This window comes from Halalkalibacterium ligniniphilum, assembly GCF_000334155.1.
In the GTDB taxonomy this organism is placed as follows: Bacteria; Bacillota; Bacilli; order Bacillales; family Bacillaceae_D; genus Halalkalibacterium; species Halalkalibacterium ligniniphilum.
The window spans coordinates 103008-126672 of sequence record NZ_ANNK01000144.1 but is presented as its reverse complement, the minus strand read 5'-3'; the positions used below and the strand labels follow the sequence as shown (position 1 = coordinate 126672).

Sequence of the window (23665 nt, the reverse complement as noted above, 5' to 3'; positions counted from 1 at the left end):
AAAAAGCCCCTTGGTATGATACGAGGCGTCCGCAGTTGATAAGCACTAAGGACCCTGAATTTAAGGAGGACTCAAGCTGAATTATACACAAAATCAGAAAATCTCTCAAATCACATCATCCACTCTTATTATCGGTATTGATATTGCCAAATACAAACATGTCGCACGAGCTCAAGATGACCGAGGAATAGACGTGGGAAAACGGTTGGTCTTTGAAAATCGAATCTTTGGCTTTGAAGCTTTCATAGAATAGGCAAAGCAACACCAAGAAAATCACAAGAAAAATCATGTCATTTTTGGGTGAAACAACGGGAGATTTTTGGAAAAGTCTTGCTTACTATTTAACAGCAAAAGGATTCGACTTTGTTGTCGTTAACTCGATGCACGTCAAGAAAAGTAAAGAGCTTAATGATAATTCTCCAACGAAAAACGATACGAAAGATGCAAAGGTGTGCGCAGTTAATCAAAGATGCCCGATACGCTGTACCAAATCTCTTGGATGGTATGTATGCCGCTAAGAGATTGCGTAAAAATTCGAGATCAGCTCATCGAACAATTAATGATCACTGAAGGGCGCATTCAAAATGTGATTCAACGCTACTTTCCTGTGTTTTTCGATGTATTTGGAGATTGGGAAGGAAAGGTGGCGCTTTCTACATTAAAGCTGTTTCCATTTCCATCAGACATCGTCACCTTTACACTAGAAGAAGTGCTTCAAAAGTGGAAGCCGTTTATACAACGAGGGGTTGGCATCAAGCGAGCAACGAAGCTTGTAGAAACAGCGAAAAAAAGCATTGGGATTAAGGTAGACCTTCTATTTGCTTGCTTATCTTATTCAACAATATGAGTTGTATAAGCCACAATTAGAAGAATTAGACGTTGAATTAGAAGCTATCGTTGAAACGTTACCTGGCGCACAACAAATGATGAAGATTCCTGACTTAGGGGTGGTTACAGTTGGGTTATTTTTTACGGAAGTTGAAGACCTCTGAAAGTACTCTCACCCTCAACAATTAGTGAACTTAGCAAGGCTCTCTTTACGTGAACATAGTTCAGGGAAGTATAAAGGGCAAACAAGGATTATGAAACGAGGAAGGAGACGATTACGCCGAGCCTTATATTTAGCGATTCGTCCCCTTGTTGCCCATAATCCAACGTTCAAAGCCCTGCATGACTACTATACAAGACGCCCTGAACGCCCTTTGAAACAAACAGCAATCGCTCATTGCCTTGTGTTATAAGTTACTACGTGTCTTGTTTGTCATTGGTCAAAGGCAGTGTGGATTTGACGGTTCAAAAGTAATTAGAGATTTACCTCAAATGGAACCATGACAGGTGGCTTAACCTTAAAAGAGAATGATCCGAAGGGGCGTGACATGGAGCCTTGGCGGACATGGGTTCTTAGACGAAGCGGCGATATCATCCATGATTCGCCCTGGCAGTAAGTCTACCACGCCTGCCACTCCATATAAAGCCGTACAATAGTCGTATTTATCAAAAAACAAACACCAATAGTGCAGAGTCGGAGCTTATTTTCACCATACGGGCTATGACTCAGCAAAGGAGCTTATCCGACCTCCACCTCATGGATACGCAGGACGAAGGAAGGTATGGACACCAATCGGGAGAGATATGGAAGGGTTAGCGACCGTGAGTTGTGTGGAGATTACTAGACACGGTCATACCTTTTCATTACCAAACTATCCCAGTTTGACCATTAGGATGGACCTTCTTCTGTAAGAAATTTTAATTTCTTCTACTTATATCCATTAACTTTGGTGAGATTACTATTCGGTGCTTATGAATTTTTAAGGATACACGAGCATTCATGAGAAAATTAAACTTTATTGAGGGAGTGTGAAAAATGGCAGAAAGAAACTCTTTTTTTGATAGCCCTGAGGTACAGAATTTTAACAAAGACATTCAACAGTACAATTTAGGGCCTTTGTGGAATGCGATTCCTGATCTTATGCATAAGCAACCTACACCAGAAGCGGTTCCTTATTTATGGAAATGGGAAGTGCTTGAGAAAAAATTGCATGAAGCGACTCAAATTTTTACCCCTGAGCGAGGAGGAGAAAGGAGGGCGATCTATTTTCAAAATCCAGGCTTTAAAAGTCGTCAGCCGTGGGGGTGGGCATCGACCACAAACACCCTTTATGCGGCTGTTCAGCTAATTTTACCTGGGGAGGCAGCCCCTTCGCACCGTCATACCCAAAATGCAATGCGTTTTATTACGAAGGGGTCAGGTGCTTTTTCAACCGTACAAGGGCAACGTATTTTCATGGAGGAAGGCGATTACTTAACTACGCCAGGCTGGCTTTGGCATGGACATGGTCATGAAGGTGAGCGCCCTATGATTTGGATGGATATTCTCGATATTCCGTTTGTTTATGCTTCAGCAGGTACGTTTTTTGAACCTCATTCTGTACAGTTGGAAAAGCCGTCTTTGCCTGATAATTACGGTCCGAGACGGTACAGAGGCGGCATGGTCCGTCCGATCTCTGATCGAATACCGCAGATCGCCCCTGTCGGCTCGTATAAATGGGCACAAACAGAGATGGCCCTTGATGGATTAAGTGATTTTGAACCAGATCCTTATGACGGATTTGCGATTGAGTATGTGAATCCTTCAAACGGGGCAACGGCTAACCCGACGATGGCAGCTTGGATACAAAAGCTCCCAACGGGTTTCAGTTCAAAAGCACATCGCCATACGAATTCTGCGATTTATCACGTATTTAAAGGGGAAGGCTATAGCGTCATCAACGGTGTTCAATACCACTGGACAAAAGGCGATTTTTTCGTCATTCCGAATTGGGCGTGGCATGAGCATGTGAATACGTCAAACGATGATGCGCTCCTATTTTGCGCAAATGATTTGCCGATCATGGAAACGTTCCATCTACAAAAAGAAGAGAGGTATGAGCAAAATGGGGGTCATCAAGAAATAAAAAGTGAATTTATACCGGTGCTACTGTAAGTCAGAACTCAGGTAGCATCCTACAGAAAGTATTTGCTTCACATGAACACGTTTTTGGTATGAACCAAACGTGTTTTTCTTAGAGCGTTCTTGTCATTTTAATCAAGGATCGAAAAAAATGTAAGCGTATACAAATAGAGAGTGGGGAATGAAAATGAGCGATCGATTCAAGAAGATACTTGTCTTACTGGGACTGTTTCTATTAACGTTCTTACATTTTGATTTCTGGTGGTTTGGTCAAGTGGATCCGATTTTATTCGGCTTTATGCCAATCGCGATGTGGTTTCAGGTTTTAGTTGGTGGTGTGCTAGCTTCGATTTTTTTGTTTTTTGCTTATAAGTGGATTTGGCCAGAGGTTCCTGAAGATTTCGAAGAAGAATCTGAGTAGGGAGGAGAGGACACTGTGGAAAATCGAGTGTTGCTTGTCTTTATTGTTTCAATGATTTATATGCTATTGATTGTTGGAATTGGGTGGATTTCGCAAAAAAAGACGAAGAATACGGGGGAAGATTATTTTTTAGCCAGTCGTTCTATTACTAGTTTTTATTTGTTTTGCGCAATCATCGGTGCGAATCTTTCGGCTTTTGTTATGATGGGAATGCCGGGCGCCGCCTATCACCACGGCTTTGGCATGTATGGGTTAATCATGGGAGCAGGTTCCTTTATGATCGGGTTTACGACTTATTATTTTGGGGTGCGGATTTGGATTTTAGGAAAGAAATTTGGCTATAGCACACCTAGTGAATTTTATGGCGAGCGTTTTCAAAGCAAAGCCGTCTCCTTAATCATGTTTTTTATTTTTACGATTTATACGATGCCCTACATTGTTACTGGACAAATTGGTGCAGGAGCAGGGTTTGAAACATTTACAAATGGGCTGGTTCCTTACTGGCTAGGGTCCCTAATCATCACAATTGTCGTCGGTTATTATGTATGGGGCGGTGGAATGAGAGGAACTGTTTTAACAAATACACTGCAAATTTTCATTTTCACTGTTTTTTTTATTCTAGCTGTTTTCATGGTCGCAAATGAAGGTGGTGGCTTTAGAGGGATGACGGAAAGAGTGATACAAGAGCAACCTCATTTGTTACACAGAGACGGGAATGCAGCGTTTTCGTGGCAAATATGGTTTAGTCAATGGTTATTATTTGCTTTTGTTGTTTTAAGCTTTCCTCACGTTTTTGTGCGGATATTAGCAAGTAAAAGTAGTAATGCTCTAAGACAAAACAGTATTGCTTATCCTTTAGGGATGGCATTCATCTATATTCTAGCCGTTACCCTAGGGGTATGGGGGGCTGTATTAATTCCAGGTTTGCAAGGAAATGCATCTGATAACATCATTTTTATGCTTACATTTGAGTATCTACCGATCTGGATGAGTGGCCTCGCATTAGCTGGCTTATTTTCCATGGTCATGTCTACGATGGACGCACAGCTACTAACGATGAGCAACTTATTTACAAATGATATTCTTAAAAAATACTTTAGTATTAAAAGTGAAGAAAAAACGGTATATTACGGTCGGCTTTTTGTCATCGTACTACTAGCCATATCTTATGTTGTTTCGCTAATAAAGCCTGCCAGTGTTTTTCAAATTGCGAATGTATCGTTTACGGGTACAACGGCGATGATACCTGTCATTGTCACTACTTTGTATTGGAGAAGGTTAACGAAAACAGGTGCGATTTGGAGTTTGATCGTTGGCGCAATACTTGTACCTGTATATTTCTTTACGAATTGGCTACCTACTTTTGGTTTTCTCCCGATTGTTCCAGTCATTGTCGTATCAACGATTGTGATGGTTGTCGTAAGCTATTTAACAAAACCAGAGTATGATATGGCCGATAAGCATTTGAATGAGCTTAAGAAATACTATCATAATAAACAAGAAGAGCCCTATGTAAAGGTGAAAAGGCAAGCTCAATAGTAGAAAAGGAGTGGTTATGATGAAATTAGTCGGAATATCAGGCACGGTGGTAGGTTCAAAAACGAAGGTGTTAGTCGAAAAAGTAATCGAGGAAGTGACGAAGTATGACCCGAAGATAGAAGTGGAGCTACTAGATTTGAAAGAGTACGATGTGCAGTTTTGTGATGGACGAGACCCGTCTGCCTATACGGGAGATACGAAAGAGGTTATTGAAAAGGTACTTTCTGCAGATTGCTTTGTCATTGGTACGCCTATTTTTCAAGCTTCACTAAGTGGAGCCCTTAAAAATCTATTTGATTTACTTCCGGTTGATGCACTGCGAAAAAAAGTGATTGGATTTATTGCGAATGGAGGTACTTTTCAGCATTATCTCGTCGTCGAAAATCAATTAAAGCCTATCGTCAGCTATTTTCGCGCCTATGTCGCACCAAGTACGGTCTATGCGCATGAAAGCCATTTTAATCATAAAAATGAGATTTCTGATCAGGATGTTTTAAACAGAATAGGCCAATTGGCTGAGGAAGTCGTATTTATGCAAAAAGCGTTAAAAAAATAAATTAATCAAAAAATATGAAAGTAGCCCGTCATATTAAAACGGGTTACTTTTTTTAAAAATTGGTGCTGTGAGACTAGATTGCTCTAAATTAATATTAATTTTCAGAAAATAAACACTTTTTAAAATTATATATTGACAACGCTTTTATTCGTTTGGTAATATTCCTCTATAGTTAACTTAGTTATCTATTATTATAAAAAGGATGGAGGAGTTGCTTTGAGACTTAATTATATTTTCGATTTTTTGGGGTCTGGGCGATTAAATCAACCTTCTGGGAAAGTAAGGGTCATTGTTGTCTGTATGTCTTTATTTATTACGTTTTTTCAATTGTGGGGCGCGATGTTTGCGACAATGAACCCTTTCACAAGAAATGTTATTTTTATCATTTCGTTACTCGCGATTATGTTTTTAGTCTTTACACCTAACCGAAAGCAGCCGAGAAAAAAAATCTCGGTCGTCGACTATTTCTTATTTGGGGCGATGCTGAGTATTGGCGTTTTTATGATTATGAATATCGACCGATATTTAACGCGGTGGCCTTTGGTGGACCCATTGACATCACTGGAAGTGCTGGTTGGGATAATCCTTAGCCTTGTCGTTTTAGAAGGGACGAGACGAACGTTAGGAATTGGGCTAACTATTATCATTGGGATTTTGTTTTTCTATTTCTTTTTTGGTCATCACCTAGCAGGTATGTTTTATCATCCTCCGTATGACATTTTCTATTTTATAGATAATATGATTTTCACCTACGAAGGAATTTTTGGGAAAATCGCCTCTGTCGCAGCCACTTACGTGTTTTTCTTCGTCTTATTTGGAAGTATTTACAATAAATCTGGTGGAGGCGATTTTTTCTATGAGCTTGCTAGTGCTATCACTGGGAAGAGTGCGGGAGGACCTGCAAAAGTAGCGGTTGTATCTAGTGCGTTCTATGGCTCCATATCAGGAAGTCCCGTATCTGATGTAGTCACGACGGGACCATTGACGATTCCAGCGATGAGAAAGTCAGGGTTTAGTAAAACGTACGCAGGGGCTGTTGAGGCTGCAGCGTCGTCCGGTGGAAGCATCTTACCGCCAGTTATGGGCTCGGCAGTGTTTTTAATGGCTGAAATTACAGGCATTCCATATAGTCAAATTATTATTGCCGCTGCCATTCCAGCCTTGCTCTATTATGTGGCCGTTTATATCCATGTTGACCTACACGCTAAAAAGATGGGGATTACAGGTTTTTCTAGAGACCATATTCATTCTGTGTGGGATGTCATCAAAACTAAGGGACAATATTTCCTTCCGATCATTGTATTGCTCCTGATTTTAACACTGGGACTTACACCGATTATGGCTGCAATTTATGCCGCCCTTGCTGCGTTTATCGTCAGCTACTTTAAAAAAGAGACTAGAATGACATTAAAAACTCTCGTTGACGTCATCACGGAAACCGTCGTTCGAATTGTCCCGCTAGTCGCTGTTATATCTGCTGCTGGTCTCATCGTTGGAATCATTATGCTTACAGGCTTAGGTGGTAAATTCTCAGGAATCATCGGAGCGGCCTCTTCAGGTAATATTTTTATTAGTCTCATGTTAACGATGGTCGTCTGTATTATCTTCGGAATGGGAATGCCAGTGCCCGCTGCTTACGTTTTGACAGCGATGCTTGCATCCCCGATTTTAATTGAACTCGGTGTGTCTTTGCTGCAAACTCATTTATTTATTGTCTATTTTGCCGTATTTTCAGCGATTACCCCTCCAGTCGCCGTCGCCGCCTTTGCTGCCGCAACAATCGCTGACGAGAATCCGATGAAAATTGCGTTCAAAGCGTGTCGAATAGGCATTGTGGCTTTTATCATTCCTTACCTATTTATTTATCAACCGTCGCTCATGCTAGAGGGCACGTGGGTCACGATCGTTTTAACGGTTTTGACAACGTTGCTAGGACTTTATGCAGTCTCTGTCGCATTTGAAGGTTGGTTTAAACGGAAAATTCATTTACCAAGTCGTTTATTATTTTTGTTCTCAGGTGCATTTTTACTATTGCCAGACTGGTTTAAGATCATCGGGGTCACGCTGTTCGTCGTTGTCGTTTTTATTAACATTAAAAATAAACATGTAAACAACAATGAGGAGGCTATGTATTACGTATGAAAAATATCCAATGTAACTTATTCCTTTTTACGTTTCTTTTAACTGTACTCTTAATCACAGGTTGTGCAAGCTCTGCGAATACGGTGGAAATGCAACCAAAAAATGAAAGCGCTTCAAATACTGATTCGATGCAAATTACAATAGCGGGGGCTTCGGCTGGTGGATTGTGGAGTGCTGTTGGGGAAGGAATAGGGCAAGCAATTTCGAGGGACAATCCGGGAACAAACTTTACTTATCAGCCGGGGCAGCTTGGTCCTAACGTTATAACAGTATCATCAGGCCGTACGAATTATGGCATGGAAGCTCTTCCTTCACTGGTGTTAGCAGAAAGAGGAGAGGAACCATTCGAGAGTGAAATCACCAATTTGCGTGCCATCTCCGTCTTATTTGTTTCTCCTTATCAATTTATGGTGACAAAAGAATCGGGAATTACTGCCATTGAAGATATTAAATCGAAGGAAATCGGGACGACGATGACTGTTCATACGAAAGATTCGCCATTAGAAATTTTAAATCGTGTCATTTTTGACGCATATGAATTTAGCTACAAAGATATTACCCGTTATGGTGGAGAAATTGTTTATTTACCGTCAAGTCAAGCGGTCGATATGGTTAGGGATGGTAAAATGCATGCACAAGCAGCGCCGATGCCGTCCCCAGCCTCCATTTATACAGAATTGTCCATGTCAAAGGATATTACGATCCTAGCATTAAATGAAAAGGCGATTAAAAAAGCAGAAGAAGAACTAGGTGTGACACCATATACGATACCAAAAAGCGATTATGCCTTTTTAGAGGAAGATGTCAAAACCGTGGGAATGAATACAGTTTTCTTTACAAGAGAGGATGTTCCAGAAGAAGAGGTTTATAAAATTACGAAATCCTTCTATGAAAATCTTGATTTTCTATATGAGATGAACGCTGTCTTTAAAGATGTAACGGATGAAAATATTCTTGATGTAGGTGTTCCTTTACATCCAGGGGCAGAGAGATTTTATAAAGAAATCGGTCTATTAAAATAAGATCGTACATTCGGAGGTTGTGAAATGGGAGAACAAAAGAAAAAAGCCAAGCACGAGCTCGTTCAAGCAAACAACATTCTTTATCATGAAAAGGTGCTTTTTGAAGCTTTCGGTCATATTAGCGTAAGAAATCCAGAAAATTCGAACGAGTTTTTATTATCAAGGTCGTTAGCGCCGATGTGTGTAAGCTATGAAGATATTTTTACCTATGATTTAGAAGGAAATTGCTTAACAGAAACCGATAAACAATCTTACGCGGAACGTGTCATTCATTCCGAGATTTATAAAAGAAATCCAAACGTGCATTCAATTTGTCATAATCATGCTCAAGCGTTAATGCCTTTTACCGTATTAGATATTCCTTATAAGCCCCTTTCCCACTATGGAGCCATATTTTATGCAGGGGTTCCAGTTTATGATAATTATGATGTGTCCGATGGGATGCTTATTCGCAATAAGGATGAAGGTGAGAGAGTGGCGAGATGCCTTGGCGATAAGAAAGGCATGTTTCTTAGAGGACATGGTGTCATCGTGACAGGAGAGTCGCTACGAAGATGTGTCATGAACTCAATCTTTATGGTCATTGACGCGGAAAATCAATACAATGCGCTACAGTTGGGCACACCAAAATATTTAAGCTATGAAGAAGGACGAACTTGTGACGAAAAGACATGGGGGATGGCGTTATCACAAGAAAGAGCATGGAACTTTTGGTGCTCAAAATTAGAGCGCAATGGAAAGGTATAAGAATAGAACATGTTCATTATCATTAGCATTGCATAAACGAATTCAGTTGGTGTCAACTTATTGTTTTTTAGTCAGTTAACAAAAGATAGATAAATGGTTGAACTTTCCCGTGATTTTACAGACTTTTCTCTAGTTAAACAGCGGGTCGTACGTTAAATCGTCTAAATGGCTCACCTCACCTTCATCGAATTAATGCTCAATGGTTCGGAATTCTTCTTCCCAGTTCAGCTTTCGTCGTCCTTTCGAAGGGCGTGTCGGCTGCCTAAAAAGAGCCCGAATGAAGGCATCAAATTCATTGAATAAGAGGGTTTTTACGTTTGTTTGATGTCAAGTAAGGGTCCCGTATAATTGACACTTTATTGCATAAGCACTTGTAAACAGTACGTAGAGGTGGACTCTTTTTTGTATAAACAAAGAGGGTGAATGTTGTTAAATCACGAGTGTTGATTATCCAAAATTAGACAGACTTATCCCCTGTAATGTTCGATAGTTTTTCAAAAATTAGCCATTTCAGAATGCCAATCAATTGGTAAATTGTGATTTAGCAATTTCTGTTGAAAAGAAACGAACGATAATCGTTTGAAAACTCGTCCTTCTGCTGTCTTTGTATAGAGCCATTTAATGAAAAAAACAAAGGTGATAAGGGCAGCGAATAGTTGGTTGAAGACGGCATTTTCAGTTGTGCCTTAGAACAGGGACATTTAAGTTTTGTTTGACCCAGGGAAAGAAAGACTCGATTTTCCACCGTGCCTTGTACAGGTCGGCAATAACTTCTGGCGCTACGTTCATGAGGTTAGTGACGACGTGAATTTTATGTTATTGTCCATAAAAGTCACAACCCGATGGCGCTCCTTGGAACAAGATTGCGTCGTTCCGAGTTGGCAGGTGATGTCGCAGTTCACGGGGGAGTTAGCTTGGTCTTACCGCTTTAACGAATGAGGGCGGACGACCTCGATGTTGTCTTTCATACGGATGACAAAGTGTTGCTGATCAACGATGAATTGATCGATTCGTTTGATTTTAAAATAAGCTCGGTCTTTTGCCATGACAAATCGCGGATCGATCAGTGTTCCCCTACAGGGCAATCGTGGACAAGCCCTGTGGATTCAACGACTTGAAGATGTCGGTTTCGGGTGAATAGCTGACAGGCAGTTTGAACCCTGAACGTTCGCATGATAGACTGCCCAAGGAAGACGTGTCTTCCCACCGTTATCGTGGTCGAGTCCACGATCAGGAGGTCCTACACCTTTGACAGGTTCATCGCTCGCCGCGTCAGCCGATTGCATTTGGAAACGATTAAGTGAAATAGATTTTTCATGATGTTGTAGTCCATCTCACTTTCCTTTTTTGAAAGAGTGAAATGGTTAATCTGCGGCTATCCATATTGATCGCCCGCATCAGCGCGGTGTCGGTAGCTCTTCCACTCATTCAGCGATGCACAGATTAAGATTTGATAAAAGTGAGAACGTTGAGTTTGCGCGCTGTATCTTGATAGCCAATGGCACACTGTATGCCTGCTCGTTCTTCTTCTAAAACAATAAGCAAATTCGGGAATATGGTATTCTTGTTCATGAGACACATCTTCTTGAGTTTGTGGTCGGCAAACTTCATTCAACAAGAACAGTGTCCTTTTTTGTATTTTTTTGGAGTAATTGTTGATATATTTCCAGAAAAAAACTATTCTTTATTATTCAAGAAAGGGGTTTAGCTATTTCATTACCCATAGCAATGTAACGTTTTATTTTTTTAAAATATTGTAAACAGTCGATAATTTAGCGTGCTCAATTACACTTTTTTCGTTACTTAACGCTAGTTTTGTACCAGCCTCTTGCTCTGCTCTGCGGCGGGAAACCAACTTTATCCTACCATGAGTGAGGTTTTTTATTACCACGCTCGAAGCTCTCTGAAACCCCCGGCATAGCCAGGGGTTTCAAGGACATAAAGAAAGACTGTTGGAATATTTAAATTCCAACAGTCTCAACTCTATTAAACTAATAATAACCACAGCACCATCGTCACTATAATAGTCGCTAACCCTTGTAGCAACGTCGCCATTGTTTGAGCTTTATACGCATCGTTTACTTGCATACCCGTAAACTGGGTAACGACCCAAAAGTAACTATCATTCACATGACTAACGGTCATCGCACCAGCACCAATCGCCATGACAACTAATGCTAACGGAACAGCTCCTTCTATTCCCATAATTGGCAACATTGGAGCAATTAATGATGATGTGATAACAAGTGAGGTTGTTGATGAACCTTGTGCTGTTTTTAAAGCTGCGGCAATTAAGAACGGCACTAATAAAAATAAAACACCTGTAAAAATACCCGCAATGTCCCAGCCCTGAATGATTTCTTCTACTCCTGAATTTCTGATAACCGTTCCAAAAGCACCACCAACACCTGTTATTAATAGAATCGGAGCGGCATCAGCTAATCCTTTCCCAACCCAACCTGTTAACGTTTCTTCATCATATTTTGGTAATAAAGGTAAAGCTGCAATAACCCCAAGTAATAATGCCATAACAGGTTTTCCTAAGAAGATAAACAGTTCAGCAAACCAACCTTCCCACCCTAGGACAGAAATGACAGAACCAAGCGCAATTAAAACAATTGGCAACACAATCGGTAAAAACGCTAAAAATGTAGATGGCATTTTTCCAAAAGAGGCTACAACCTTGTCATAATCAAACTCCTCACCATTTGCGGTTACATCCTCTGGCACTTCAATTTTAGTTACTACTTTTACGGACCATAAATAACCGACAAGTGTGGCGGGGATGGCGACTACTAAACCGATTAGAATGACCGTCCCTAAATAAGCATTTGCTCCAATATTACCAGCAGCAGCTATTGGACCTGGCGTTGGCGGAACTAATGTATGAGTAGCGTATAAACCAGTAGCCAAGGCAACTGACATCGAAGCCATTGCGATTTTTGCTCGTTTTGCTAACGCTTTCCTTAAACTATTTAAAATAATAAACCCAGAGTCACAGAAAACCGGAATTGAAACGATAAATCCAATAATACTCATCGCGAGTTGCGGATGATTTGGCCCAATTACACGTAAGACAACTTCTGCCATTCTGTAAGCAGCACCAGCTTTTTCTAAAATCACCCCAATAATTGTTCCAAAGACGATCACAAGACCAATACTGGTCATTAAATTACCGAATCCACCATTAATACTTTCAATAATTAAATCAAAAGACATCCCGGTGGCAAAGGCCACAAATAAGGTTCCTAATAATAATGATAAGAAAGGATGAATTTTGAACTTGCTCGTTGCCACGACAATTAATAGAACACCTAAAACAATAATTAAAAATAACATTTATAAGCCCCCTTTATTATAAAGCCACTAAAAATCATCTTTAGCCTACTCCGCTAGTAATCACAACTCCATATACTGATAGCTTGTTAAACAAGCTTTCTAGAAAGTCGCTTTTTGACTTTAGAGGCTAGCTGATTTTTTGTTTAAGGATGAAGCAAAAAACGTGCGAGCTATTTGTTCGGTTGTAAATTGTAAATATTGATCGCAACCTGAAATGGCCTCATCTAACGTCATGGGAGCGTTTACTAAACTAAAAACACTTGTAATCCCATATTGATAGAGTTGCTCAATTCCCCCTCCAATGGAACCCGCAATTGCAAAGACCGGAATCCCTTGCTTTTGTGCCACTTCGGCTACCCCCATTGGTGCCTTTCCTGAAGCAGTTTGAAAATCAATTTGTCCTTCCCCTGTTAAAACAAAATCAGCCCCTGCTAGTTTTTTCTCTAAGTCTGTATATTCAATGACAATATCAATTCCACGCCTCATGGTCGATGGGAAAAAAGCTTGAAACGCTCCGCCAATTCCTCCTGCTGCTCCGGCTCCTGGTTTATCATGAAGGCGTACTCCTTGTTTCTCTTCAATTAAGTCAGCCCAGTGTGTTAAATAAGCATCTAATTGTTTAACCATTTTTGCTGTTGCCCCTTTTTGTGGACCAAAAACATAAGAGGAACCCTCTGGACCAATCAATGGGTTTTGAACATCGGAAGCAATTAAAAATTCTGATTCGGCTATACGAGAATCGAATTCCGCATCATCTAACTGGGCGACTCGACCAAGTTCTGCACCACCAAAACCAATTACCTTCCCCTCTTGATCAAATAAACGCATTCCTAAAGCTTGTAGCATTCCAGCGCCACCATCATTAGTAGCGCTTCCACCAATTGCTAAAATAAATTTTCGGTACCCTTGTTCTAGTGCCGCTTTAATTAATTCTCCTGTTCCGTATGTCGTTGTTAGCATCGGATCTCTTTCAGCATCTGCAATAAGGTTTAAACCAGAGGCACTTGCCATTTCTACCACACATGTCTCTCCATCTCCCAAAACACCATAAGCTGCTTTAACTGATTTTAGTAGTGGTCCTTTTACGGTAACATCAATTACCTTTCCTTTTGTAGCAGCTACTAAGCTTTCCATTGTTCCTTCTCCACCATCTGCAACTGGAACTAACACTGTCTCTACCTCTGTAAACGCTTTCTTAATTCCCTTCTCCATATGGAAAGCCACGTCTACAGCCGACAGACTTCCTTTAAAAGAATCTGGTGCAATGACAATTTTCATCTTGTTCCCACCTAACCTATTTCTTATAATTATTATAAACATGCGTGCCTTTTTAAATCATCGTTTGTTATAAACAAAAAAAACTGTCTATTTCGCTTGATTTTTATTCGTAGATAACAAACAAATTAAAATAATCAAAAAATTTTAATGATGATGTTATAGGAGGCCATTATGTTAACCCAAGAAATTGCCAAAGATATTGTCGAACAAATGACCATTCGTTTAAATAGAAATATTAATATTATGGATAGTACAGGGACAATTATTGCCTCTGCCGATCCATCTCGAATTAATCAAGTTCATGATGGAGCCATTGAAGTCCTCCAAACTGGCCACACATTAGTTATCTATCCAGAAGAACGTTCAAAATGGAATCGTTCTCTTCCAGGTATCAACTTACCAATAGAATTTCAAAACGATATTGTAGGAGTCATCGGAATCACTGGTGCGCCCGAGGAAATACGCGAATTTGGCGAACTTGTCAAAATGAATACAGAAATTATGTTAAGACAAGCTTATTTGATGGAACAATTAGAATGGAAGCAACGACTCAAAGATCAAATCTTTGAGTCGTTAATAAGAGATAGCTATGATTTGAAGACGATTCAACAAAAATTGGAATTAATTGAAATGACAATCAAACCACCTTATCAAGTAGCACTGCTCGATGTTTCGTCATCATTAAAAAGAAGTCAGTTAATGGATATTTTTGAACAAGTATTCTCTTTCCACAAAACCTTTATCGGTTTTTTAGGAATGAATCAAATTTACATCTTAACAACTGGTAGTCAGACAGAAATCGTTCAAAAAAAACTAACGAAAATTATCGATAACTTTTACTTAAAAAAACTCACCGCTCGTGTTGGCTCTGGTAGTTCCGTTTCTTCATTAGATGAGATTAAACTTTCATTCCAAGAAGCCGTGCATGCCCTCACCTTAGGGGAGAGTGAGAAAACTTTTATTTCTTATACTGATATTAAAACAAAAGCACTTATTTATCAGGTAGACAAGGAAACTAAAAAAAGATACTACGAATCCATTTTAAATAACCTATCTGAAAAACTAATTGATACGTTAGAACACTTTTTCCAATCTAATTTAAACATCGGAGATTGTGCTAAAAGTATGTATATCCATCGAAATTCACTGATTTATCGTCTAAATAAGGTGAAAGAAATTACCGGCTATAATCCCCGAGAACTAAAAGACGTTCTCCCCTTGCAATTAGCGATTTGGTTACGCCAGATGGAATGAAGTGATGTAAACGTCAAATAGACCACACCTTCTCCTCTAAGCTTATTCATGCGATACTCTAGCTAAGAAAATAAGTAAGGAGTGCCGCGAGGGACCGACTAAAAGCTTTGCCTGAACAAAACGGTCGATAGATGTCACAGCCAAAGAAAATGGGCTTAATCTTTATCAATATTTGATGTGCATTTTCGAGGAGCTTCCCAATGTAGATGCAAGTAATGAGAACGCCATTGATCAATTACTTCCTTGGTCGAATCGTCTTCCAACTCGGGGACTATTTGACGCTTACTTTGAAAAGAGAAGCACTAAAAAATATGCTTAAAAGCCTACATCTAGATATCTAAATAGGAGCTGAATAATAGAACAATTGCAATTGTGTTAGCTACCATCGTGTACTACAAATGTTATCTATTTCTAGCTTATTTGGAATAAAATTATGAAGCATGGGAAGCAAAAAGCTTCATTTAACTATAAAATCAGAATAATATAAATAAATAAAATTGACAAAATAATGCCCGAGAAATATAATGAAAACGTTTTAAAAAATGTAACTTTATAAAAAGGGGGACTTTATATGAGGAAGAAAAGGTTTGTTTTACCTATTATTTGTCTACTAGTTCTCATTCTTGCGGCCTGTGGCGGCGAATCTGGCTCGAATGATGAAGCGAATGGAGAGGGATTAGAAGCAAATATTGTAACCATTGCAACAGGGGGAGCTTCGGGTCCATATAACATTATTGGTACAACGCTTGCTGACAAATATTCCTCAACATTTAATGTGAACTCACGCACGCAAACAACAGGAGCTTCGGCTGAGAATTTAAATTTAATGGCCGATGATAAAGTAGAAATGGCTTTTGTTATGAGTGACGCATTAAGTCAAGCTTTAAATGGGGAAGCGAGTTTCTCAGAGCCAATAGAAGGGATTTCACAGATTGCCAACCTTTACCCAAATGTGGTTCAAATTGTAGCACGAACTGATGCTGGAATTGAAACTCTTGAGGATTTAAAAGGAAAACGAATTGCTGTTGGTGATCAAGGATCTGGAGTAGAACTAAATGCCCGTGCTTTATTAAATGGAAATGGTATTACGTATGATGATTTACAAGTAGATTATCTTGGTTACGCTGAAGCATCTGATGGTTTGAATGCAGGGCGAATTGACGCAGCTTTCTTAACTAGTGGTCTACCGAATGCTTCTGTCTTGGAATTATCTGAAACGTTAGATATTAATATTGTAAAAGTGCTTCCAGAACATGTTAACGCTATTGTAGAGGAGCATCCATACTTCATGCCATACGAAATCCCTGCTGGAACATATGGTAACGATGAAGCTATTCCAACCGCGGCCGTTCCAAATGCACTTGTCGTACGTAGCGCCTTAAGTGAAGATGATGTTTATAAACTAACGAAGGTATTCTTTGAGAGTCTAGATACATTAGTTAACTCTCACCAAGCAGCTTCTGAAATTTCGATTGAACATGCTCAAGAGGGTCTTATTGCACCATTACACCCTGGTGCTGAAAAATACTTTAATGAACAGTAAGAGAACGATAATTTGGATTGGGAGTGCCTTCCTCATTGCGCTCCCTCTTCTTTTCTTTTATCGCCTCCCTATTATAGAAATAAAAGGTGAAAATTCTTCTTATTTTATTAAAGAGGATCAGTTTGTACTTGGATGGATTCATTCCATTGAAAAAGAGGAGTGGTTTGAACATTACCAGAGAGATCATAAAAAAATCATACTAACAGAGACTCGCTTTAAAACATTTGGGGCCGGAACTCCTTATCAGGGGCTAGAGACGACAACCAAAGATGGCTTCATTACCATTGAACTGCAGATTGATTATGAAGAATTAAACCTAACCATCTCTAAACATGTACAAACCACCCTGTTTTTCGGTGACCGCCAACTACCTTTATACGAATATTTCGAACAGTACGAATCGGTCATCATTAAAACAAACGATATACCAATTTGGGAATTTATAAGGGGGGATTTTCTTTGAAAAGTGAAAAACTAAAGCCGGCAGCCATTACCGATGCTGAAATTCCAGATGAACAGGTTCAAAAAGTACTGGAAAAATATGATACCGATTCAAATACACGAAGATGGGGGAACAAAGGACTTGTATGGTTTTTTAGCCTGTTAACTATCGGCTATGCACTATTCCACTTTTATATTACATTTAATCCACTTCCAACTCTTTTACAACGTAGTTTTCATTTAACATTTGCGATGGCATTGGTGTTCTTACTTTATCCGACTTTTAAAAAGCAGAACCGTACAAAGGTGCCATTCTATGATTGGATTTTATTTGCACTAAGCATTGGCTCTTTTGTCTACTTATATTATGTGTATCAAGATATTGTGACAACACGCGGTGGGATTGCTAGTACAACCGATGTGCTAGTAGCCATTCTAACTGTGATTTTAGTCTTTGAAGCAGCGCGACGGGTAACCGGTTGGATTTTGCCAATACTAGCATTTTTATTCCTAATGTACCCTTTCTTTAGTCATCAAGAATGGCTCCCTAGAATGCTTCTAACTAGACCATTTGATTTAGCTGATATTTTTGGTCAAATGTTTACAAAAACGGAAGGGTTATTTTCAACAGCAATTGGTGCCTCCGTGCAATTTATTTTCCTATTCATTTTGTTTGGAGCATTCCTCGCAAAATCAGGAATGGGGAAATTTTTTAATGATTTAGCGCTTGCTTTAGCTGGCCATAAACAAGGTGGACCAGCAAAGGTTGCTGTACTTTCAAGTGCCTTTATGGGTTCTGTTAATGGTACAGCTGTTGGAAATGTTGTTAGTACAGGTGCTTTTACCATCCCGCTCATGAAAAAAATAGGGTACGACAAAAACTTCTCAGGTGCTGTTGAAGCGAGTTCATCGATTGGTGGACAGATACTACCACCGATTATGGGAGCCAGTGCCTTCATTATGGCGGAAACGACGGGTATTTCCTATGGAACAATCGCACTTTCAGCCATTATTCCAGCCTTTCTCTTCTTTATAACGAGTATTATGCAAGTGCATTATCGTGCAGGTCGTTCTAATTTAAGAGGATTACCTAAAGCGGATCTTCCGGAAGTGAAAAAAGTAATGAAGCAAGGCTGGCATTTAATAATTCCACTTATTAGTTTAATCGTTATGCTTTTTGCTGGCGTACCTGTTTCATATGCTGCTTTCTATACCATTTTAGTAACGATTATTGTATCTTGGATGAGAAAACATACAAGAATGTATCCAAAAGATATTATTAAAGCACTAGAGACTGGAACAAGACAATCTCTATCAACGATTATTGCTTGTGGTGTTGTTGGTATTGTCATTGGTGTCGTCAACTTAACAGGTTTCGGCGCTACCTTAACTTCAGCGATTACTAGTCTTGGTCAAGGTTCATTACTCTTAACGTTAATCTTAACGATGTTTGCTTCATTAGTATTAGGAATGGGCTTGCCTTCAATTCCTGCTTACATTATTACAGCGATAATGGCAGCTCCAGCTTTAGCGATGTTTGATGTACCCATTCTCGTAGCACACTTATTTGTATTCTACTTTGGCATCTTCGCCAACATTACGCCACCTGTAGCCCTAGCTTCCTTTGCAGCCTCTGGACTGGCGGGAGGAGACCCAATGCGAACAAGTATTATCTCAATCAGATTATCTGTAGCAGGGTTCCTTGTTCCATTCATATTTGTCTATGATCACGCTATGCTGTTAATTGATGCGACTGGACTACCAGCTAATGCAACAGAATTCGCCTTTGCATCTGTCTCAGATATTGTGCTAGTTTTAATTACTTCGACAATTGCGGTTATCGCCATTAGCGCTGCAGTAGAAGGATATATTAAGACCAACTTGGGTGTCATCAATCGAATCATACTTGGAGCGGCTTCTATCATAGCCATTATTCCAGAAATGATTACGAACTTTATTGGGATTGGGATTATCATTGTCATCTATGCATTGAACTACATGAAAGCTAAAAAAGAAAATGATTCGTCAGTAAATATTGAAAGCTCTATTTAATGAAAGGAAGCTATTGAATATTGCAAGGCTAGAAACGAAGATCATAAACTATCCTCGTTTCTAGCTTTTTATTTTTACTGACGCTTACTTTGCTTCTATAGGTGGTAATCTAGGAAACATATTTGAACAGCAATATACAATAATGCTTCACTGAAAATTCTGAACTATGAAGTAAAAAAAAAGGAAGTGAAATGATACAATAGAAATTGATAATATTGATGATCTCTCTATTGAGAATGCAACGTTTTAATATACCAAATCTAATATGGAGGTTTTGAAAAACGTAACACTTTCTATAAAAAGGGGGAGAAAATATTTCTATTGTTGGTGCTAACGGCTCTGGGAAAACGACTCTTGCAAATTGTTTGTTAGGGTTATACGAAATAAATAAAGGAGCAAAGCATTATTTAATATCTTGAACCAAGTAGGTTTAGAAGAAAAAGTAAAAAACTATATGAATAACTTAGATACTTATTTAACTAAAGAAATGCCAGATGGCACAGAATTATCTGGAGGAGAATGGCAACGAATTGCAATAGCTAGGGGATTTTTGAAAGACTCAGATCTTATTCTTTTAGATGAACCTACCGCAGCATTAGATCCCATAACAGAGATGAAGATTTTTGAAATTTTTCATGCACTGTCTAAAAATATAACTTCAATAACTATATCACATCGTATTGGCCCTACCCGATTTTCTGATCGGATTATTGTAATGGAAAATGGAGAGATAGTAGAGGAAGGTCATTTTAATGAACTTATGAGTAAAAAGGGCATTTATTATGAAATGTATAAATCCCAAGCCAAATGGTATCAAGAGGAAAAACAAACAATGGGAGTTGGTTGAGATTAACAAAACAAATCAAAAAGATGCGTTATTACAGGTTAAATCCCTCAGCAAGACTTATCCAGGTGCAGGAGAAGGAGTTAAAGCTCTAAAAAACGTATCCTTTAATTTATATAAAGGTGAGCTACTTGCAATTATGGGAACTAGTGGTTCTGGTAAAAGCACCTTACTGAACATATTGGGAGCGATGGATCAACCAAGTAGTGGGGAAGTAATACTGGATGGTCAGTCTTCTGATAGTATGTTTAGTGAACCCCAAGCCACATATTACCGCCGCGACAATATAGGCTTTATATTTCAATCTTTTAATTTATTAAAAGACTTAACAGTTGAAGAAAATATCGCATTGCCATTGATTTTAAAAGGCGTGAATGAATCACAAATAAACCAAAAGGTTAGTGAAATCGTTGAGATTGTCGGTCTCTCAAAATGGAAAACCCATAGACCCATACAACTTTCAGGAGGTCAGCAACAACGTGTTGCAATCGGAAGGGCATTAATCACTTCACCGCCGATTGTATTAGCTGATGAATTGACAGGTAATCTTGATTTTAATACATCCACAGATATTTTAAATGTACTAGTTAGCATGAAAGAAAAATTCAATCAAAGCATAATCATGGTTACACATGATCCTTATGTGGCCACCTATGCTGATCGTGTCTTTTTCTTCCATGACGGCCAAATTGTTGATACCTATGAAGAAACCAAGGGTCCAAAGAGTATGGATGAAATTTTAAAAAAGTTCAGACGCATTTTGGTGAAGCCTCATGATTAAGTCAATAAAAGGATTAGCACTCCGATTTTTTCAAGCTAATAGGTTTATTGCTCTTTCATCCATAATAAGCATTATGTTATCAGTTTCTTTGATAATAACAATGGTTGTCTTTTCTTCGAATGCCAAAGAATCACTTGTTCAAGAGATTCAGCAGCTATACGGGAATATGGATTTGTCTGTTGGCTATAATCTTCATGAAGAAAAAGTGATAGACCAAGATTTTATAAATGAAATTAGTTCCCTTACTGGTGTATCCGAGTATTCAAGTGTTATAATTTCGAACCAATATATAGATCAACTAGGGGCTACCGTATACACTGTTGGTGCAGAGAATGATTCATTAGTAAAAAGTCGTTACCATTTCGAAGAAGATATCGATAATAGCGAGGTAATCTTAAATCAGTCATTGGCCGAATCGTTAAATGTTTCTATAGGGGATACTGTTTCGATAGAAGGAAGGAGCTTTGTAGTAAAAGAGGTAATTTCTAATTTAGAAGAAGCTGGACTAACAACCGATAATATCATTTTATCTAGGAATTCATTGAAAGAAATTATCTTTGATACTAGAGGAGTTTATAATGAAGCCACTTATTTATTAATTAAAGCACAACCTGAATCTGATGTTTATGCTTTAGCAAATGAGATACGTCAATTAGATACAGATTTGAGAATTGATGTAGCAGCTGAAGATGAATTTTTAGTATCTAACCTTTCAATGCTAAATCAATTTATGATTGTTTTATCAATTCTTATTCTAATCATAGCTTCTTTATTTATCATTTCAAACTTTGAAATGTTCTTGTACAAATACAGAAATCAATTAGCAATTATGCGTTCAATGGGCGCTACCAAGGGACAAATGTTTACAATTATTCTGTTCCAAAGCAGCTTAATTAATATATGCGGTTCTATTCTAGGGTTTTTACTTGCTTTGTTTAGTCATGAAATTTTAAAGAACCGGATAAGTGTACTATTTTCATATCCTATAAACGATTTAGGGTTTAATTATTCACTAGCTGTTTTATATACGCTGATTAGCATGGTGGTCATACAACTTTTCATGATTTTTCCATCATATAGGGGAAGTAAGGCTTTACCTATAAAAATTATTCAAGAAAACGAAAAAGGCAATATTAAAGGAGTTAAACAAAAAACAATAATAGGATATACATTAATTTTATTTAGTGTTTTGCTTATATTAATAGGATATTTTAATTCTATTGATATTTCGTTACTATTAGGTGCATTTATGTTGGTTGCCTCTATATTTATACTATTTCAAGTGTACCTGTCTAAATTGTTACATCTTTTGTTGCCTGTAATGAAAAAGGTGTTTGGTAAAACGTCTTTTATAGCAGTTAAAAACCTTATTCCACAAGTGCAAAAGAACACGTTTGTTATTGTGATCATCAGTACATTGCTCATGATTGTTATATTCGGTTCAAGTTTATTTAGTACTATACAAATTAATGAACAAGAATACCTTAAAAACCAATATCCAACGAATATTGTAATCACAAGCCGAGCTAATGATAACTCTACTATCAACAGTTTTGAATTTCGTCAAATCATAGAAGAGTATCCGTCCATTGAGGGAGTCAGCACGCAAAGCATAGCGAATTTAGGTGTCATAAATAATTCAACTTATATTGATTATGCGTTAGTGGATATAACCCAAATGCAGGAACAAGGTTTACTACCTGATATTTCTTATACTTCCCCAGAGCAAATTATTATAACAAATGACTTTGCAGCGAGAAATAACATTGAGATCGGTGACAAACTCAGTGTATCTTTAATTATAGATGATGTAATCGATAGTGATACAGCTGGAACTCTTACCGTTTCATCAATAATTGAAGAATTTCCGAACCACCTTTTTGGTCGAGAAGGGATTATTGATTGGAGAAGCTCTGCTTTTAAAGAGGAACAAATATCATTTGAACGCGCTTTTATAACCACTAACGATGAACAGTTCGCAATTCAAGAGTTAGAGAATATAAAGAGTATTTATCCTGAAGTACAGGTTAATAGCTTGGAAAAGTCCTTAGAACAAGCAAATGAAATGTTGTTACAAAGATGGGCTATATTTATTGTAACAATCATCATTATGCTGATTAGTGTTTTATTAGGAGTATTTAATACACTTATCAATAATATTCATTCAAAAAGAAAAGAGTTTGCGATCCTAAGAACAATTTCACTAGATAAGAAGGGGATCGTTAAGGTTATACTCACACAAGTTTTATTGTATGTCTCACTAGGTATAATCCTCGGCTTTGCAAATGGAACTATATTAACATATACACTAGGTCTAATAGATTCAAGTTCGGTTTTATTTAATCCCCATTTAGTATTGCTGTTAATCATCATTATAATCGTATTGTCATTCATTGTGTTTATCCCCTTTGGAGGAACAATTGCTTCTAGGAAAATCACCATTGAACTTACACAGGATAATAAATAACTAAAAGCTGATACAAAATATTTTGAGGCTGGGACATAACTACGTGTATGATTGAAAATGCGAACAAGCACAACCTTAGTGGCGGAAATAGCTGTAGACTCCTCCGGGATCAAAGGCAAGGGTGAGCCTCCACAATGCGTAAGCACGAGGATTCTCACCAGCCGCCCGCGGAAAGCGAAGTATGTTTCCGAAGCGAATGCTATGCATCAACTATCATTGGAGAAATATTCCTCCCACACATGGTTGACACAATCTCTCTTTTGTAAACGCTGTTCCTCCCCAACCGTTT

18 protein-coding genes and 2 pseudogenes are annotated in these 23665 nt (G+C 38.5%); 17 read left to right on the top strand and 3 right to left on the bottom strand.

Annotation, left to right across the window (positions count from 1 at the left end; genetic code table 11):
- Positions 1-76: 76 nt before the first annotated feature.
- The 8 genes and pseudogenes from BLT_RS22330 to BLT_RS0118010 all read left to right on the top strand — a co-directional run bounded on the left by BLT_RS22330 (position 77) and on the right by BLT_RS0118010 (position 9377).
- A pseudogene (locus BLT_RS22330) lies at positions 77-1332 on the top strand (IS110 family transposase).
- A 532-nt stretch (positions 1333-1864) separates the two neighbouring features.
- Positions 1865-2983: a cupin domain-containing protein gene (locus BLT_RS0118040; protein WP_017729146.1), complete on the top strand. Its 1119-nt coding sequence runs from the start codon at positions 1865-1867 to the stop codon at positions 2981-2983.
- 154 nt (positions 2984-3137) lie between these two features.
- Positions 3138-3371 carry a hypothetical protein gene (locus BLT_RS23850; RefSeq protein ID WP_152414401.1) on the top strand — a complete coding sequence of 78 codons (234 nt, stop codon included), beginning with the start codon at positions 3138-3140 and terminating at the stop codon, positions 3369-3371.
- A 15-nt stretch (positions 3372-3386) separates the two neighbouring features.
- Positions 3387-4910: a sodium:solute symporter family protein gene (locus tag BLT_RS0118030; RefSeq protein WP_017729144.1), complete on the top strand. Its 1524-nt coding sequence runs from the start codon at positions 3387-3389 to the stop codon at positions 4908-4910.
- Between the two features lie 19 nt (positions 4911-4929).
- Entirely contained in the window at positions 4930-5466 is a 537-nt protein-coding gene (locus tag BLT_RS0118025) for an NADPH-dependent FMN reductase (protein WP_017729143.1), read from the top strand.
- Between the two features lie 216 nt (positions 5467-5682).
- Entirely contained in the window at positions 5683-7608 is a 1926-nt protein-coding gene (locus BLT_RS22325) for a TRAP transporter permease (RefSeq protein ID WP_017729142.1), read from the top strand.
- Complete coding sequence (locus BLT_RS0118015) at positions 7605-8630, top strand: TAXI family TRAP transporter solute-binding subunit (protein WP_017729141.1); 1026 nt, start codon at positions 7605-7607, stop codon at positions 8628-8630. Before BLT_RS22325 ends, BLT_RS0118015 begins: the two co-directional genes overlap by 4 nt.
- Positions 8631-8654: 24 nt before the next feature.
- Positions 8655-9377 (top strand): class II aldolase/adducin family protein, encoded by a 723-nt coding sequence (locus tag BLT_RS0118010; RefSeq protein ID WP_017729140.1) that lies wholly within the window; start codon positions 8655-8657, stop codon positions 9375-9377.
- A gap of 447 nt (positions 9378-9824) precedes the next feature.
- Here BLT_RS0118010 and BLT_RS24870 read toward each other — a convergent pair.
- The 3 genes and pseudogenes from BLT_RS24870 to BLT_RS0117990 all read right to left on the bottom strand — a co-directional run bounded on the left by BLT_RS24870 (position 9825) and on the right by BLT_RS0117990 (position 13994).
- Positions 9825-10949, bottom strand: a pseudogene (locus tag BLT_RS24870) (IS4 family transposase).
- Positions 10950-11363: 414 nt separating this feature from the next.
- Entirely contained in the window at positions 11364-12716 is a 1353-nt protein-coding gene (locus BLT_RS0117995) for a GntP family permease (protein ID WP_017729138.1), read from the bottom strand.
- A 120-nt stretch (positions 12717-12836) separates the two neighbouring features.
- Complete coding sequence (locus BLT_RS0117990) at positions 12837-13994, bottom strand: glycerate kinase (RefSeq protein WP_017729137.1); 1158 nt, start codon at positions 13992-13994, stop codon at positions 12837-12839.
- A 171-nt stretch (positions 13995-14165) separates the two neighbouring features.
- Here BLT_RS0117990 and BLT_RS0117985 point away from each other — a divergent pair, with 171 nt between their 5' ends.
- From BLT_RS0117985 to BLT_RS0117955, 9 genes are all read left to right on the top strand, one after another.
- Positions 14166-15248, top strand: a complete 1083-nt coding sequence (locus BLT_RS0117985; RefSeq protein WP_017729136.1) for a CdaR family transcriptional regulator — start codon at positions 14166-14168, stop codon at positions 15246-15248.
- Positions 15249-15375: 127 nt separating this feature from the next.
- Positions 15376-15567, top strand: a complete 192-nt coding sequence (locus BLT_RS23400; RefSeq protein WP_152414402.1) for a transposase domain-containing protein — start codon at positions 15376-15378, stop codon at positions 15565-15567.
- A 252-nt stretch (positions 15568-15819) separates the two neighbouring features.
- Positions 15820-16791: a TAXI family TRAP transporter solute-binding subunit gene (locus BLT_RS0117980; protein ID WP_017729135.1), complete on the top strand. Its 972-nt coding sequence runs from the start codon at positions 15820-15822 to the stop codon at positions 16789-16791.
- Positions 16745-17254, top strand: a complete 510-nt coding sequence (locus tag BLT_RS0117975) for a DUF1850 domain-containing protein (RefSeq protein ID WP_161603257.1) — start codon at positions 16745-16747, stop codon at positions 17252-17254. Before BLT_RS0117980 ends, BLT_RS0117975 begins: the two co-directional genes overlap by 47 nt.
- Positions 17251-19284, top strand: coding sequence for a TRAP transporter permease (locus BLT_RS0117970; protein WP_017729133.1), 2034 nt, complete (start codon positions 17251-17253; stop codon positions 19282-19284). The genes BLT_RS0117975 and BLT_RS0117970 overlap by 4 nt, the downstream gene beginning before the upstream one ends.
- 314 nt (positions 19285-19598) lie before the next feature.
- Complete coding sequence (locus tag BLT_RS24865) at positions 19599-19703, top strand: ATP-binding cassette domain-containing protein (protein WP_081599697.1); 105 nt, start codon at positions 19599-19601, stop codon at positions 19701-19703.
- A complete protein-coding gene (locus BLT_RS24575) occupies positions 19700-20131 on the top strand; it encodes an ATP-binding cassette domain-containing protein (RefSeq protein WP_017729132.1) in 432 nt (143 codons plus the stop codon). Before BLT_RS24865 ends, BLT_RS24575 begins: the two co-directional genes overlap by 4 nt.
- Positions 20067-20909 carry an ABC transporter ATP-binding protein gene (locus tag BLT_RS0117960; RefSeq protein ID WP_081599694.1) on the top strand — a complete coding sequence of 281 codons (843 nt, stop codon included), beginning with the start codon at positions 20067-20069 and terminating at the stop codon, positions 20907-20909. The genes BLT_RS24575 and BLT_RS0117960 overlap by 65 nt, the downstream gene beginning before the upstream one ends.
- Positions 20902-23376, top strand: coding sequence for an FtsX-like permease family protein (locus tag BLT_RS0117955; protein ID WP_017729130.1), 2475 nt, complete (start codon positions 20902-20904; stop codon positions 23374-23376). The genes BLT_RS0117960 and BLT_RS0117955 overlap by 8 nt, the downstream gene beginning before the upstream one ends.
- The last annotated feature ends 289 nt before the right edge of the window (positions 23377-23665 follow it).